The sequence below is a fragment of the Sorangium sp. So ce1504 genome, from assembly GCF_051521635.1.
Classification (GTDB): domain Bacteria; phylum Myxococcota_A; class Polyangia; order Polyangiales; family Polyangiaceae; genus Sorangium; species Sorangium cellulosum_B.
In genome coordinates this window covers 9,364,340-9,378,983 of the sequence record NZ_CP150365.1, presented here as the reverse complement: position 1 = coordinate 9,378,983, position 14,644 = coordinate 9,364,340, and the positions used below count along the sequence as shown (strand labels likewise).

Below are 14,644 nucleotides of genomic sequence, written 5' to 3'. Positions count from 1 at the left end.
GCTAGCTGCGCTTCAACATGAGTTGGCTTGTGCGGTCGATGCGCGACTATGTTGAGGTCGGGCACGCCCGGCATGTCACGTGCCCCCCCAAATTGCGGCTAAAGCCCTCGGCCATGCCGTGCGGACCCGCGGAGACCACCTCCCGGCGGCGGTAGGCCTCCCCTTACGTTACGGGCGCGAGCGCGCTCGCCCCTCCGGTACCGCCGACAGTCCGAGCAGCCGACCGATCGCATCGTGAACGACGCGGGCTGCTGTCTCATCTCCAAGCGCGACGGCGCGGGTAAGCGTCTCGGCGAGCGAGGCGACCACGGCGGCCCGAGGCGACGGATCGACCATCGCGAGCTCCCCGTGCCCGGGGCTTGCCGCTTGGGCCGGGGTTGGGGCCATGCCTTCCGAAGGGGTGCGATCGGTGGTCTGGTGCCCCCAGAATTGCGGCAAAAGCGACGGTTCGCGACGGTTCGGCACGGCAAAATCGTTGCCCAAGAACTTCCCCGGTTCCGCGCTCACGGCAGGCCCCCGGCGGCTTGGCACCACCTCACACGCAGCCACACAAACACCTGGGCGACGCGCCGCTACACATCCGGAGCGCCTCCTGGGCTAGGGTAGCGATCCCTGGACCGAGGCGACGCCCCGCGCACCCCCGCCCAGCGCTGCGAAGGAGCCCCCGATGAGCCGTTACGCCGACCATGAACCCGCCTGCGTGGACTCGTCCGCGAACGCGATCGAGCTCGTCATCGATGCGCGCGCCCGCGATCTGGGCGGCTTCTCCGTGCGACGCGTTCTGCCGTCGGTCCGCCGCCGGCTCGTCGGCCCGTTCGTCTTCTTCGACCACATGGGCCCTGCGCGCTTCGCCGTGGGGCAGGGCATCTCGGTGCGCCCGCACCCGCACATCGGGCTCGCGACGCTGACGTACCTGTTCGAGGGGGAGATCCTCCACCGCGACAGCCTCGGCACGGCGCAGCCGATCCGGCCGGGCGACGTCAACTGGATGGTCGCCGGGCGCGGCATCGTCCACTCCGAGCGCGGCGACCTGGCGCACGCGGCGCACCTCCACGGCGTCCAGTGCTGGCTCGCGCTGCCGATGGAGCACGAGGAGGACGCGCCCCGCTTCGAGCACCACCCGGCGGCGACGATCCCCGTCGTCACCCGGGAAGGCGCCGTGCTGCGCGTGATTGCGGGGGAGGCCTACGGCGCGCGCTCGCCGGTCGGCGTCCTGTCGCCGACGCTCTACGTCCACGCGGAGCTCGACCCGGGCGCGACGCTCCCGCTGCCCGAGGAGCACGCGGCGCGCGCGGCCTACGTGATCGACGGGTCGGTCGGCTGCGAGGGCCAGCAGTTCGGCGAGGGGACGATGCTCGTGTTCCGCGCGGGAGCGCAGCCGGAGCTCCACGCGCTCTCGCAGAGCCGCGTGATGCTCCTCGGCGGCGCCGCGCTCGACGGCGACCGCCACATCCTGTGGAACTTCGTCTCGAGCTCGCCGGAGCGCATCGAGCGCGCGAAGCAGGACTGGAAGGCAGGGCTCTTTCCCAAGGTGCCGGGCGACGACATCGAGTTCATCCCGTTCCCCGACGGGTGAGGGGGCGCGAGGTTCAGAGCGGCGCTCCCAGGCGCCGCGTTCGAGGGAGCCGGAGCGGCGCTCTCAGGCGCCGCGTTCGAGGGAGATCAACGGGCCATGTTGAACGGAGCTTGTTATTGCGGTGCCGTGCGCTTCGAGGTCGACGACGCGTTCGGCTACGCCTTCTACTGCCATTGCTCGAGGTGCCGGAGGCGCACCGGCGCCGCCTGCGCCGCCATCGGCGGGATCGAGATCGACAGGCTCCGCGTCACCGCGGGGCGGGAGCACCTGCTCCGGGTCGGCGAGTCCGAGGACGGGTACCGCTGCGTCTGCCAGCAATGCTTCTCGCCCGTGTACGACGTCGTCCGCGAGCAGCGGTTCGCGCACGTGCAGCTCGGCACGCTCGACGGCGCGCCGGCGAAGGGGCCCGATCACCACATCCACGTCGGCTCGAAGGCGCCCTGGCATCAGATCACGGACGCCTTCCCCCAGTTCGAGGAGCTGCCGACGTAGCGCGCGGCCCGACCGGGCCCGGGATCCCGGCGGCCTCCGCCCCGGAGCTCACGCGACTACATTTGTAGTTGACGGACGGCCGTCCATGAACGACACTTGTCGTCGTGGGAACCGAAGCGCTGACCGATCTGCAGCTCGCGGTGATGAAGGCCCTCTGGGCCGTCGGGGAAGGCACCGTCGGGGACGTCGTCTCGGCGATGGCGGAGGACGGGCGGGAGCTCGCTCCCACGACGGTGGCGACCTTGCTGCAGCGGCTCAGCCAGCAGGGGTGGGTGGAGCGCAAGAGGTCTGGCAGGCAGTTCGTGTACCGCGCGTCGGTCGACCAGAAGGAGGCGGCCAGGGGCGTGCTCCACCGCGTGCTGCGCTCGTTCTTCGGCGGCAGGGCGTCGGCCCTCACCGCGCAGCTCCTCGAGTCGGAGCAGCTCAGCCCTGAAGAGCTCGAGGAGATGCAGCGGCTGATCAAGGAGAAAGGCGCGTGATCCTGGCGCTCCACCTGCTCGCAGGGCCGGGCGCCTGGCCCGGCATGGCGGCCCTCTGGCTGGCGCTGCTGCTCACCTCTTCGGTCCACGCCGCGGTGTGGACCGGGGCGGCGGCGCTCCTGGCTCGACGGAGATCCCTCTCGTCCTCCACGCGGCACCTGCTCTGGAAGATGGCGCTGTTCGGTCCGCTCGCGACAGTGCTGCTCACGGCGGCGATGTCATGGGGCTTCGAGCGCGCGCCCGGGGACACGGCATCTCCTGGAGAGATCGCCGTCCTGTCGCTCGAGGACGCCCCCGCGCCGGCGGTCCTCGATGCCGCGCCGGACGCCGGCGGCTCGACCAGGGAGAGCGCCGGCGCCGGATCGCCGGCGTGGCGCGCCGGGGGAAGCCAGGGGTGGAACCTGCTCGCCGCGTGCACGGCCGGAGCGGCCGCGCTGGGGCTGCTGCGGTTCGCCTCGTCGGCGCTGCTGCTGTGGCGTGGGCTCCGCGGGCGCAGGGAGGTGCAGGACGCGCGGCTGCTCCAGCGGCTCGAGCGGCTGCGCGCCCGGATCGGGCTGCGCCGGGTCGCGCTGACGGAGAGCGCCGGTGTCGGCAGCCCGCTCGTCATCGGAGCCTCCGAGATCTGCGTCCCGCTGGCGAGGCTCGCCGCCCTCACCGACGCCGAGGTCGACGCCGTGTTCGCGCACGAGCTGGCGCACATCGAGCGCCGCGACGGGCTGTGGTTTCCGGCCGCTGGCCTCGTGCAGTCGGTCCTGTGGGCGCATCCTCTCGTCCACTGGGCGTCGTCCCGCTTCCGCCAGACAGCGGAGCTCGCCTGCGATGATCGCGCCGTCGAGCTCACGGGGGATCCCCTCGGTCTGGCGCGCGCGCTGGTCCAGGTCGCGTCGGGCGCGTCGCTCGCCCCGCGGCGCGCGCTGGTCCCGGCCATGGCGCGCTCGGCGGGCGCGCTCCTTCCGCGCGTCAGGCGCCTCCTGGATGCGGGGAGCCGGGCGCGATCCACGCCGCGCCCTCGGGGCCGGCGGCGGGCCATCGCCAGCCTCGCCGCGGCCGGCGTGGCGGCTGCGGGCCTGAGCGTCCAGGTGGCGCGCGCGCGGCCGCCGCTGCTCGCGTCAGGCGCGGGCGGCGCGCTCGCGCGGGATCGTGGCGCTGCCCTCGACGCGACGGCATCGCCGCCCGACGCGGCCGCGGCGAGCGAGCAGATGGTCGAGCTCGCGCGCCGTGAGCAGGAGATCGAGGCGCGGCTCGAGGAAGCGCTGCTCCTCCCCGACGCGCAGCGCGAGGACACCCAGGCTGCCGTGCTCGTGCTCGAGCTGCGCCAGGAGCTGAGGCACGCGCGCGCCGCGAAGGCCTGGATCGAAGAGCGATTCGTCGACGAATGGACGACGTGGGAGAGGCGCCCGCGGGCGTCCGGCAGCGCGCCTCGGTAGCGCGCTCCGCACACCGCACGGGCCTGTCCAGAACAGGAGCTGACATGTCGATCATGAAGAGGACGCCGAGCGCGTGGCGCACGGCTGCGCGCTCGGCGCGTGCGGGGTTGACCGCCCGGGCTCTGTGCGCGGTCGCGACGATGGGGCTGACGGCCGCCGGCTGCGCGCGCGCGGAGGTCGTCACCCTGGAGCGAACGGGACAGCCCATCACCGTCCACAGGCCAGCGCTGTATCCGGAGACGATCGAATTCGACGGCAGCCGAGGCAAATTCCTCGTGAGCTCGTTCAGGGAGGGCGCGATCTACGCGGTGGACGGCGATGGCGGCGTCTCCCGTGTCGTCGACGACCCACGCCTCTGCTCGGTGCTCGGCATCGCCGTGGACGTCGAGCGGGGGCGGCTCTGGGCGGTGAGCTCCGATCTCGGCGCGAGCATCAAGCCATCTGCCGCGGGGCCGAAGAACCTGGCCGCCGTGGGGGTCTACGATCTCTCCACGGGCAAGGCCATCCACTACGTGGATCTCGCGCCGCTGTCCCCCGGCGCTCACCTCGTGAACGGCATCGCCCTGGACTCGGCCGGCAACGCCTACGTGACCGACAGCTTCTCGCCGACCATCTACAAGGTCGATCCGCAGGGAAACGCGGCCGTCTTCCTGCGGGACGAGCAATTGGCCGGCGAGGGGATCAACCTCAACGGGGTGGTCGTCCACCCCGATGGCTATTTGCTGGTGGTCAAGAAGAGCGATGGCAGCTTGTTCAAGGTGCCGCTCGCGAACCCCTCGCGGTTCGCCAGGGTCGATGTCGCCGAGCGGTTCGTGGGCGGCGACGGGCTGACCCTGGTGGGGAAAAAAGATCTCGTGGTCGTCGCGAACCAGGCCGCTGGCGTCGCGTCGAACGCCGCGTTCTCGCTGTCGAGCGAGGACGGCTGGAGCACCGCGAGGTTGCGCGCGGTCCAGCGGCTCGGCGACGTCTATCCGACGACCGGCGTGCTCCGGGACGGAAAGCTCTATGTCATCTACAGCAAGCTGAACGAGCTCATCCAGTCGTCACCGGAGCAGCGAGAGCGGCTGCGGGTGGAGGCGACGATCCAGCAGATCGGCAGCGCAGCGCTGTAGCCGCGGCGCGCCTCGCGGCCGGATCGAGGCGGGCAGGGTCCTGCGGGGCGCGCCTTGCGGCGGCGTCAGGGCTGGTCTTCGCCCTGGCCCTGGCCTTCGTCGGTGTTGCCGAGATCGGGGCATTTCTGCGCGATGAGGTCACACGCCGCGACGGGGGCCTCGAGCGCGCTCGTCGTGGAATCGCAGCTGAGCGCTCGGACCTTCTCGGCGTTCGCCAGCATGCACGCCTCGTACTCGGCCACCGTCGCGGTGCAGCCGACGCGCGCCTCGGCCGGCGGCAGACAGCTCGCCGTGGCCGCCTCGTCCGCTCGCGCCGGCGGCTGCTGGCCCTCGGCCAGGCACTTGTCCCTGACGACGGTGCACGCCTGCCCGACCGTGGACCACAGGAGCCCGACGAACTCGCAGGTATCCTGCCTGGTGAGCACGAGGTTCGGCGTGAGCGACTGGCACGTGGTGCCTTCGTCCGCGGTCGTCAGGTCCTTGAGCTGCTTGCTGCTCAGCGCGGCGGGGATCGGAGCGGCCGCCACGTCCTTGCCGCCCCAGAGGACGAGCGACAGGAAGGCCGAGAGTGCTCCGAGTCGAATCAGTCGATTCATTCGTTCTCTCCCTTGTACGAGCGGCCGGCTCCGGCCGCGGACGGGCTCGGAGCAACCGACGTACCCGCACCCGCGTTGTGCACGACGGGGCCGCGCGTGTCTCCGTCGCCGCCCGCGGCGCGACGATCGAGGACCAAGCGCTCGTGGGTCTTCCAGCCTTCCCTCCTTCGCGGCCGCGCGCTCTGGCGAGATCCCATCCAATCCACCCTGGCCGCCTGTCCTTCGGTGTGGGTGCGCGCGCGCTCGCCGGCGCGGGCAGGATGGGTACAGGGCCGCTCGCCCTGCCATGGCGGCGGCGGGCTTACAGGGGACGGCGCTCTGGCGCTCGGACGAAGCGGGGCGGACGACGTGAAGTCGAGCCATCCGGCGCAAGGACGCCAGGGAGAGAAAATCCTGGCTCTCCTGGCGTCCCGGTGAACTCCTGGTACTGACGAATCATCTCATTGGGTCGGCATTGTAGCGGAATATTCACAGGGAAGCGGAGAGACAGGGAGTTTAAAAAATTACTCCCCGTCTCCCCGTCTCCCTGTGAATATTCCCGGAAGATTCGAGGGGGATGCTTCAGCTCCCGGCACGCGCTGCCGCGCCGGAGCGAAGGGCGGCCGGGGGAGGGGCCTTCAGAAGAGGTCCCGCTCTCCGCCCGGATACACGAAGGAGCTGCGGGGCGAGTACCACGAGGCGCTCTTCACCACCTGGATCGGGCTCCCGGGCCGCAGCGCGTACACCGGGTGATCCTTCGCGAGGAACTCGACGGCGAGGAGCTCGTACGGGTCGGCCATGTCCGCGATATAGGGGTAGTTGCCGGCGACGAGCCGTCCGTCGACCTTCGTCACGTAGGCGAGGTGGCCGCGCGCGACCACGCCGATCTTGTTGCCGACGAGCGCCGTGGTCCGGATGATGGGCACGCCATCGACCGAGGTGGTCGCCACGAGCTCTCTGCCGTGCAGCTCGAGCGTCGTCGCCCCGGGCGACGCCGGCACGCCGCGCTCGCGCACGTACCGGCGCACCGTCTCGGAGGAGTTGACGTAGTGCGTGAAGAACCGGGCCGGGCTCGCGCCGTCGGGCGTCGTGTGATCCGCGAGATCCAGCCCCAGGTAGGTGAGCGAATAGGCGCCGAAGCCGGAGGTCTGCTCCGGTTTGTCGACCACGTACTGGTTCATGTAGATGGCCTTGTTCTCCGCCGGCCTGATCCCGTCCGGCAGGAGCGCCGCGGCGGCGGCCGGATCCGCTGGGACCCAGCTCGAATAAAGCATACGGCTGTCGATGACCATCTGCGGCGCGGCGAGCTTCGACTCCGACATGGTGCTTTCCTTCTCCCCCCGGGAGACGAGCAGTATCACAACTCGGCGCCCCGCGACGCACGAGGCGCCGGGCCGACCCCGCGGCGAGCGCCGCAGCGCCCGGGCCGCTACTGGACGAGCGAGCAGACGTAGAACCGCTTGTTGTCGCAGTAGTCGCCGCTGCACTCCACCGCCGTGATGAACCGGTTCGTGCCGAAGTGTACGTACCACTCCTCCTCCGACAGCCAGTCCGACCAGGAGCAGCTCGTGAGGCGCCCAACCGCAGGTTTGGTGCACTCGAGCGAGATCTCGTCGCAGTAGCTGTCCGCGCAATCGATGCCCGTCACGATGCCCTTGTTCCCGCGGCCACCGAAGCAGTAGCGCACGTTGTCGCCGAGCTCGAACGCCTCGCAGCTGCCGCCGCTCGGGCCGTCCGAGCACACCAGCTCGCCGAGATCGCTGTCCCCCTCCTCGGAGAAGTAGCTCGTCCAGTACCTGGTGGAGATGTCCAGAGAGCTCCAGGAGGGCAATCCATTGCAGTGCAGCGCGACCTCGTCGCAGTAATCCCCCCAGCATGCGAAGCCGGTGGCGGCCTCGGGGCCGGGACAGTAGGCGGGGGCGTCTTCTTCCGAAACGTAGCCGGTCCAGCCAGCCTGGGCGGGAGAGGCCGCCGCGATCGACGCGAGCGCAACACAGCCTCCGAACAGCACGGCGATCTTGTTCATGACAGCAAGGCTCCTTTCTCTGTCGTGTCGGCAGGGCGTCGTCGGGCGGGCATCGGCCGGAGGATTCCGGCCAGACGTGCGTGGGTCGGGAACCTCCACGCGGCCTCGCCGTCTGCGTTCGAGCGCCTGCTGGCGACGTCGAATAGCAACCGATGCGCCACGCGCCGCGGGCGCGCCGGGCGCCGGCGTTCACGGGGGTGCAGGAGGAAATGCGCGCGGCGCGCGGCCAGCAGCTTGAGCCAGCGTTGCGCAACTCGAGCGTCATCGGCCCGAGCTGGTTCGTCCGGATGGTGGGGAGGTGATTTTGCGTCGAAGCTGTACGGCGAACAATCGACATCGACCCGTGCCCAAACCGGGACCCCTGCGGTCTCTCCAGGTCGAAGGGGCCAGCGAAGGCGGGTCCCCCTCTGGGGCGCCGCGCTGCACCGAACGGCGGGCGTCCCGCCGTGCATCCAGGAGAGCTCCGTCGGCGGCGCGACCGCACCACGGCGGTGACGGCGCGCGCTGCGCGCGGCGTCCTCTCGCGGATGGCTGGTTTGCTCGTTCACCATGGCTCGTTGTTCTTTTTTTCAAGGAGAAATGTCATGAACTTTCGTTCGATGCTCTCTTGTGCTCTTCCGCTCCTGCTCGCCGCGTGCGGCGACCCCCAGGTGGGCTCCGAGTATCCGGGCGAGGCTCTGCTGACGGTCGAGGGGACGATCGTCAATGAGCTCGACGTCGCGCCTGCGGGGCCGGTCGACGCCGTGCTGGTCTGGAACACCCAGGGCGATGTCGAAAACTACCCCGTCCAGACCGCGGTGACCGGGAGCTTTCCCGCGAGCTTCACGCTGTCGATCCATGCGCCCCCGCAGGAGAGCGCGCTCAACGATTTCAGCGAGTTCGGCCTCGTGGACACCCGGGTCGGCATCGCCACCGTCGAAGCGGCGCTCGACGAGGCCTCGGCCGGGGAGGGCACCTCGCTCGGCGTCGACGAGGATCATGTGATCGTGTACGTCGAGAGCGAGATGGCCGAAGGCGGCTTCTGGTCGAACCTCTTCGGAGGACAGCTCTCCCCCGGATTCCATGTCATGGATGTGGTCAGCCGCGAAGGCGACGTGGACGCAGAGCTGCAAGCGGCCTTCGACGCCTGCGACGCCGCGGCGACGACGGAGGCGGAGCACAACGCCTGCGCCGGCTATGACGTGAAGGTCAAGATCCGTCCCTCCGCCGGCGGGTCGAGCACGTCGCTCACCGTCCGGATGGCGCCCTCCGCGGATTTGACGTACCCCGACTGGCACTGATCGTGGTACACGCTCGGACGTGGAGGATCGCGAGGCGCTGGTGTCGCTGATCGAGGCGGCTTACCGGCAGCATGGGCACCTCGTGCTGCGCCGGGCGCGGCGGCTCCTCGGGAACGAGCAGGAGGCGCGGGAGATCCTCCAGGATGTCTTCGCCTCCCTGCTCGGCGAGCCCGGGCAGCTCGACGGCAAGGGCCCGATGGTGGGCTGGCTCTACGGCGCCACCACGCACGCGTGCCTGAACCGCATCCGCGATCACAAGAACCGGCTGCGGCTCCTCGACACCCACGTTGCACCCCTGCAGCAAGAGAGCGCGGCGGCGTCCGCCGAGAACGCCCTCCTCACGCGGGAGCTCCTCGCGCAGCTCCCGGGCGACCTCGCGCAGGTCGCCGTCCACTATTACTCCGATGAGATGACCCACGAGGAGATCGCGCGCGTGATGGGCTGCTCCCGCCGGCACGTCGGCAATCTGCTGGAGCGGCTGAAGGCCACGCTCTCCGACCGGATGAGAGAAGGGAGTTCGAGTCCATGACGCGACCCGAAGGGTGCCTCTCGGAGCTGAAGCTCGACGAGCTCATGGCGGGCCAGCTCGACCCGGCCGCGGCGCAGGAGGCGGGCGCGCACGTGGCTGGCTGTTCGCGGTGCTCGGCGCGGCGCTCCGAGATGGAGGCGGCGCGGGCCTCGTTCGCGGCGTCGGCGCCGCCCCTGCGGCTCGCCCGCGGCGCCTCCATCTCGGAGCGCCGCGCCGTGGCGAAGGTCCGCCCGCCGCGCCGATGGCTGGCGCCCGCGGCGGCGAGCGCGCTCGCCGCGGCGGCGGCGGCGCTCTTCTTCTTCCGCTTCCACGCCGCGCCGGAGGGGCGAGACGCGGAGATCCCCGGAGAGCGCATCAAGGGAGCGGAGCACATCGGCTTCTACGTCAAGCGCGGCGGGAGCGTCCTGCCGGGCGGCGCCGGCGAGAGGCTCCATCCAGGCGACGCGATCCAGTTCACGTACTCCAGCGCGGAAGCGCGATATCTCGTGATCCTGAGCGTCGACGGGGCCTCCCAGGCGAGCGTCTATTACCCGAGCGGTCCTGTCGCGGCGCGGATCGAGCCGGGCCGGGAGGTCCTCCTCCCCCAGAGCACGGTGCTCGACGGCACGCTCGGCACCGAGCGGATCTTCGGGCTGTTCTGCTCGGAGGCGATCGCGGTCGAGCCGCTCCGGGCCGCGCTCGCGGCGCACCCCGACGCGCCGCCCGCCCCGCCGGGCTGCGACGTCGACGCGCTCACGGCGGAGAAGGTCGCGGCGTCGCCGTGATCCGCCGTCGCAGAGCGGCGCTCGCCGCCGCGGCGTGCGGCCTGGCCGTCGCCGCCGCGGCGGCCCCGGCCGAGGCGCGCATCGAGCGCTTCGCGGTGCTCATCGGCAACAACGCCGGAGAGAAGGGCGAGGTCGAGCTCCGGTACGCGGAGGACGACGCGTCGAAGATGTACGACGTGCTCAAGGACCTCGGCGGCTTTCCCCCGGCGAACCTGGTGCTCCTGCGGAGCGAGGGCGCGGAGACGGTCCGGCGCACGCTCATCACGATGAACGACCGTGTCCGCGCGGCCATCTCGAGCCCGGACACCGATGTCCTCTACCTCGTCTATTACTCCGGCCACGCCGACGCGAACGCGCTTCACCTCGGGCCGACGCCGCTCTCGCTGACGGAGTTCGAGCAGCTCGTCCGCGGCTCGGCGGCCTCGGCGCGGCTCTTGCTCGTCGACTCGTGCCGGTCCGGGGCGCTGACGCGCGTCAAGGGCGGCACGAGCGCGCCCCCCTTCGTCATCAAGCTCGATCAGCGGCTCGCCGGGCAAGGGATGGTGACGCTCACGTCGAGCTCCGGAAACGAGGACGCTCAGGAGTCCGATGAGCTCAAAGGGTCGTTCTTCACCCACGCGCTCGTCTCGGGGCTGCTCGGGACGGCCGACGCGGATCGAGACGGCGCCGTCTCCCTCGAGGAGGCGTACCGCCACGCGTACGAGAGCACCCTGCGCGCCACGAGCCGCACGTGGGCCGGGGCGCAACACCCCACCTTCCGTTACGACCTCCGCGGCCAGGGCAAGCTCGTCCTGACCGAGCTGCCGGTCCATGCGTCGCTCCGGGGCGTGCTCCGATTTCCTGCCGGCAGGGCCTACCTCGTGATGCGAGACGCCAGCGAGGGCGCGGTGGTGGCCGAGGTGGGGGCGAGCGACGCGACGCGGACCGTCAGCCTGCGCCCTGGCCGTTACTTCGTGCGGGGGCGAGGCCCCGACTTTCTCCTGGAGGGGAGCGTCGACGCCGGGGCCGGGCAGACGATGGATGTCGGCGACGAGCGATTGAGCCGCGTCATGTTCGCCCGGCTCGTGCGCAAGGGCGGCGGCGTCCGCGAGGTCGCGCACGGGCCGGTGGCGGGTTATCAGCTCAGGACGCCCCTTGTCCCCGGGGATTCGCTCTGTCACGGCGGCTTCGTCGGGTACGGGATCGAGCTCCAGCACCTCGGCGTCGCGCCCCGGCTCAGCGCGTGCCGCAGCGCCTTCCAGAACGAGCACCTCACGGCGAGCGATGATGAGCTCGGCCTGGACGTGCGCCTGTCCCGCTCCTGGGACCTTCCCGTGATCAGCCTCGGCGTCGGGCTGAACGTCGGCCTCGCCGTCATGAGGCAGCGGTTCGAGACCGCCGGGCGCGCGCCCGACCGCCATGGCCTGGCAGGGGCGTTCGGCGTCGATACAGGGGTGAACATCGATCTGCCGGAGGGCTTCTACCTCGGTGTCGAGGCGGCGGCGCAGACGTACGTCTTCAAGCAGCAACGCGCGGGCAGCGACGAGGGCGAGGTCGGCCCCGCGGTGGCCATGCGGCTCCGCGTGGGTGTGGGCATGAGCCTTTGACGCGGGCTGCGCTCCTGCAACATGGCCTGGTCCGCGTGAACCAGCTTTCCGGTGCCAGGGCGCTCCAGGCGGGCGGCGATGCGGTGCGCCGGGCGGATGGCCCAGGGTCATTCGGCGGGCACGTGCAGGACGAAGGCGTCCGACGTGGTAAAGAACACGCCGGTGTACCCGGCGACGTACAGATTGCCGTCGGCGTCTGCGGCCGCGGCGAGCGCCGTGTCGCTGCGCGGCGTCCCGATCTCCTTGGTCCATTGCGCTGCGCCGCTCGCGTCGAGCTTGCGCACGTAGACGTCCTCTTCGCCGCTGCTCGTGGATCCCACGAGGTAGACGTCGTTCTTGCCGTCTATTGCCAGGGCAAAGCCGTAGTCGTAGGACGCATTGCCGGCCTGGTGAGTCCATGACGTCGCGCCGCCTGCGTCGAACTTGCGCACGAAGGCGTCCGGGGAGCCCTCGCTCGGGCCGCCGATCTCGCCGGCGGTGCTCCCCGCGACGTAGAGGTTCCCGCTGCCGTCCACGCGCGCGGCGAAGACGAAGTCGTTCTCCGTGGAGCCGAACTGCCGAGTCCATGACGTCGTGCCGCTCGAGTCGAGCTTGCGCACGAAGGCGTCCCGCTGTCCTCGGTCCGAGCCTGCGACGACGCCACCGGAGGTGTACCCGCCGACGTAGGCGTTGCCGCTGCCGTCGACCGCTACGGCCATGGCTTCGTCCTCGTCTGGCCCACCAAACAGCTGAGTCCACGCCGGCGCGCCGTTCGTGTCGATCTTGGTCACGAACGCCTCACCCGTGTCCTGGCCGCCGCCGTAGCTGGTTCCGACAACATAAACATTTCCTTGGCCATCGACAGCCAAGGCGTTTGCCGACTCCGAACGCCACGTGGCAAGCTGCCGTGTCCACAGCGTCGCGCCGCTCGAGTCGAGCTTCCGCACGAACGCGTCGCCAAAGCCTCCGCTGGCACCTTCGAGCCCGCCCCCCGTGGTTCCAGCCACGTAGACGTTGCCGCTGCCGTCGACCGCCACGCCCTTGGCGTGGTCGTCGCTCGATGTCCCAAACCGCTGAGTCCACACGACGGCTCCATGCGCATCGAGCTTGCGGACGAAGGCGTCCGATTCACCGCCGTCCGGTCCGAGCGCGCCGTGGGCGTTTCCCGCGACGTAAACGTTGCCGCCGCCGTCGACCGCCACGGCAAAGGCCCCGTACCAGCCCTCCGAACCGAATCTGTAATAAGGGTCGGCGCATACGGCGTCCGCGGTTGCAGCTCCGGCGGTCGCCACACCGCCCTGTGGCCATGAGCTCGAAGCCGGCGCGCAACCCGTCCACGGCGAACACTTGTCCATGTTGGAGGACTGGCTGAAGCTGCCAGACGGGCAGCTCGTGCACTCTCGATCCGTGGCCGCGCTGCCTGCTCGCGAGACGTACGTGCCGGCGGCACACGTGGCCCACGGGGAGCAGCACGTGGCGGGATCACCGTCGTGATCCCAGGTGCCGTTGTCGCAACGCACCTGGGGGGTGAGCCCGCCGGCGCAGTAATCGCCGGCGTTGCAGGCCTCACATTCCGCCGGTGTGGCTCCGCTTGCGGCTGCGACTTGCACGGTGCCGGGCTCGCAAGCGCCCGAGAAGAGGCAGGCTCCCGCCGGAAGGCACTGACTTCCCGGCGCGGGTTGGCTCGCGCTGGGGCAGGCGCTGCACCGCTGATCGGCCGTCGTGGATCCGGCTTGGCTCACATATGTACTGGGCGCGCAATCCGTGAAGGGCGTGCACGCGCGCACGTTCTGCATCGTCGAAAAGGTACCATCGCCGCAGATCACGCACTGGCGGTCGCTGGTGTCGGTGCCTTCCTTCGCGATGTACTGACCCGGGGGGCATCGCGACCACGCCTTGCAGGGATTGCTTGGGTCGCCGTCATGATCGAACGAGCCATCAGGACAGATCTTGGGTCTGTCGTCCGGCGCGCCGCCTGCTCCTCCGCCGCCCGGCGTTCCGCCTTCGCCCGTGGCTCCGCCCGACCCCACTCCGCCTTCGCCCGTGGCTCCGCCTGACGTCCCTCCGCCTTCGCCGGTTGCTCCGCCCGACGCCCCTCCGCCGCCGCCCGAGTTCCCCGCGGCGGCGGTCGTGTTCCCTGCGTCGTTCCCAAGGCCGCCGCTCCCGCCCCTTCCGCCGCTCGATGTTCCGCCGCCTGTCGCTCCGGTGCCTTCCGAGTGACCTGTGCCTCCGGAAGAAGGGTGGGTGTCCTCGTCGTGGACCGTGCTTCCGCAGCCGAAAAGGACGATTCCGATGAGCAAGCCGCTGACCTGGCGGTACGCTGGCCGCTGGCGATCGTGCATTGAATGCATACTGACCCCGATGCCCCCCCGCGCAGCGCGGGTGCTGAAGTAGCGTACGCCACTCTGCTGAGGATGTCGGCTAGTTCCTCGAGCTGGCCCGCGCTTTCAGTGTGAATGATAGGTTGTGGTATTGCTGATCGCGGCGATCTGCCGGCGCCGCGACGCGAGCGCCCCTGCCTTCCGCGATCCAATGCGCGGGTTGTGGGCCAGGAAATCCAAACCCGCGGGGGCTCGCCGACACGCCACGCTCTCCCCCGGCGCCCGCAGGTTGTGGAGTGAACGCGGCCCCCACGAGGCATGGATGAGTTGCTGATACAGGGCGGAGCTCGCCCAGCGCGGACGCACGGCGCTCGCGCCGATTCAGGCGGCCTTCTGCATGGCGCCGTCGGACCAGATGGGCGCGTAGCCGATCGTGGCCGCGCAACCGGACACGTCGGAGGAGCTCCGCCGTCGCCTGGCGAGCGTGGCACCGTGCCC

14 protein-coding genes are annotated in these 14,644 nt (G+C 70.7%); 9 read left to right on the top strand and 5 right to left on the bottom strand.

The window, feature by feature from the left end:
- Positions 1–168: 168 nt before the first annotated feature.
- Positions 169–483, bottom strand: a complete 315-nt coding sequence (locus WMF39_RS35320; RefSeq protein ID WP_437740871.1) for a hypothetical protein — start codon at positions 481–483, stop codon at positions 169–171.
- Positions 484–667: 184 nt separating this feature from the next.
- Between WMF39_RS35320 and WMF39_RS35315 the strand changes: the two genes are divergently transcribed.
- The 5 genes from WMF39_RS35315 to WMF39_RS35295 all read left to right on the top strand — a co-directional run bounded on the left by WMF39_RS35315 (position 668) and on the right by WMF39_RS35295 (position 5,086).
- Positions 668–1,576 carry a pirin family protein gene (locus WMF39_RS35315; RefSeq protein ID WP_437740870.1) on the top strand — a complete coding sequence of 303 codons (909 nt, stop codon included), beginning with the start codon at positions 668–670 and terminating at the stop codon, positions 1,574–1,576.
- 96 nt (positions 1,577–1,672) lie between these two features.
- A complete protein-coding gene (locus WMF39_RS35310; protein WP_437740869.1) occupies positions 1,673–2,068 on the top strand; it encodes a GFA family protein in 396 nt (131 codons plus the stop codon).
- Between the two features lie 104 nt (positions 2,069–2,172).
- Complete coding sequence (locus tag WMF39_RS35305) at positions 2,173–2,547, top strand: BlaI/MecI/CopY family transcriptional regulator (protein ID WP_437524485.1); 375 nt, start codon at positions 2,173–2,175, stop codon at positions 2,545–2,547.
- Positions 2,544–3,974: a M56 family metallopeptidase gene (locus WMF39_RS35300; protein WP_437740868.1), complete on the top strand. Its 1,431-nt coding sequence runs from the start codon at positions 2,544–2,546 to the stop codon at positions 3,972–3,974. The genes WMF39_RS35305 and WMF39_RS35300 overlap by 4 nt, the downstream gene beginning before the upstream one ends.
- A 44-nt stretch (positions 3,975–4,018) precedes the next feature.
- Positions 4,019–5,086, top strand: a complete 1,068-nt coding sequence (locus WMF39_RS35295) for a hypothetical protein (protein ID WP_437740867.1) — start codon at positions 4,019–4,021, stop codon at positions 5,084–5,086.
- A gap of 65 nt (positions 5,087–5,151) precedes the next feature.
- Here the strand turns inward: WMF39_RS35295 and WMF39_RS35290 are convergent, their stop codons facing one another.
- The 3 genes from WMF39_RS35290 to WMF39_RS35280 all read right to left on the bottom strand — a co-directional run bounded on the left by WMF39_RS35290 (position 5,152) and on the right by WMF39_RS35280 (position 7,687).
- The gene (locus WMF39_RS35290; protein WP_437740866.1) at positions 5,152–5,682 is read right to left on the bottom strand and encodes a hypothetical protein; all 531 of its coding nucleotides are present in this window, start codon (positions 5,680–5,682) and stop codon (positions 5,152–5,154) included.
- Between the two features lie 617 nt (positions 5,683–6,299).
- Complete coding sequence (locus WMF39_RS35285) at positions 6,300–6,983, bottom strand: hypothetical protein (protein WP_437740865.1); 684 nt, start codon at positions 6,981–6,983, stop codon at positions 6,300–6,302.
- A gap of 107 nt (positions 6,984–7,090) precedes the next feature.
- Positions 7,091–7,687: a hypothetical protein gene (locus WMF39_RS35280; protein WP_437740864.1), complete on the bottom strand. Its 597-nt coding sequence runs from the start codon at positions 7,685–7,687 to the stop codon at positions 7,091–7,093.
- Between the two features lie 584 nt (positions 7,688–8,271).
- On the opposite strand from WMF39_RS35280, the gene WMF39_RS35275 reads away from it, so the two are divergent.
- The 4 genes from WMF39_RS35275 to WMF39_RS35260 are packed head-to-tail and all read left to right on the top strand — an operon-like array spanning position 8,272 to position 11,846.
- Positions 8,272–8,967, top strand: a complete 696-nt coding sequence (locus WMF39_RS35275) for a hypothetical protein (RefSeq protein WP_437740863.1) — start codon at positions 8,272–8,274, stop codon at positions 8,965–8,967.
- Positions 8,968–8,986: 19 nt separating this feature from the next.
- Positions 8,987–9,496, top strand: a complete 510-nt coding sequence (locus tag WMF39_RS35270) for an RNA polymerase sigma factor (RefSeq protein ID WP_157907086.1) — start codon at positions 8,987–8,989, stop codon at positions 9,494–9,496.
- Positions 9,493–10,260, top strand: coding sequence for a DUF4384 domain-containing protein (locus WMF39_RS35265; RefSeq protein WP_437740862.1), 768 nt, complete (start codon positions 9,493–9,495; stop codon positions 10,258–10,260). The genes WMF39_RS35270 and WMF39_RS35265 overlap by 4 nt, the downstream gene beginning before the upstream one ends.
- Positions 10,257–11,846 (top strand): caspase family protein, encoded by a 1,590-nt coding sequence (locus WMF39_RS35260; RefSeq protein ID WP_437740861.1) that lies wholly within the window; start codon positions 10,257–10,259, stop codon positions 11,844–11,846. Before WMF39_RS35265 ends, WMF39_RS35260 begins: the two co-directional genes overlap by 4 nt.
- A 107-nt stretch (positions 11,847–11,953) precedes the next feature.
- Here WMF39_RS35260 and WMF39_RS35255 read toward each other — a convergent pair whose 3' ends face one another.
- A complete protein-coding gene (locus WMF39_RS35255; protein ID WP_437740860.1) occupies positions 11,954–13,027 on the bottom strand; it encodes an SBBP repeat-containing protein in 1,074 nt (357 codons plus the stop codon).
- Positions 13,028–14,644 lie beyond the last annotated feature (1,617 nt).

Excerpts from the sequence above, each read along its gene's own strand:
- WMF39_RS35275 (WP_437740863.1), top strand. The coding sequence starts at position 8,272 with ATGAACTTTCGTTCGATGCTCTCTTGTGCTCTTCCGCTCCTGCTCGCC.
- WMF39_RS35310 (WP_437740869.1), top strand. The coding sequence starts at position 1,673 with ATGTTGAACGGAGCTTGTTATTGCGGTGCCGTGCGCTTCGAGGTCGAC.
- WMF39_RS35295 (WP_437740867.1), top strand. The coding sequence starts at position 4,019 with ATGTCGATCATGAAGAGGACGCCGAGCGCGTGGCGCACGGCTGCGCGC.
- WMF39_RS35290 (WP_437740866.1), bottom strand. The coding sequence starts at position 5,682 with ATGAATCGACTGATTCGACTCGGAGCACTCTCGGCCTTCCTGTCGCTC.
- WMF39_RS35315 (WP_437740870.1), top strand. The coding sequence starts at position 668 with ATGAGCCGTTACGCCGACCATGAACCCGCCTGCGTGGACTCGTCCGCG.
- WMF39_RS35280 (WP_437740864.1), bottom strand. The coding sequence starts at position 7,687 with ATGAACAAGATCGCCGTGCTGTTCGGAGGCTGTGTTGCGCTCGCGTCG.
- WMF39_RS35265 (WP_437740862.1), top strand. The coding sequence starts at position 9,493 with ATGACGCGACCCGAAGGGTGCCTCTCGGAGCTGAAGCTCGACGAGCTC.
- WMF39_RS35285 (WP_437740865.1), bottom strand. The coding sequence starts at position 6,983 with ATGTCGGAGTCGAAGCTCGCCGCGCCGCAGATGGTCATCGACAGCCGT.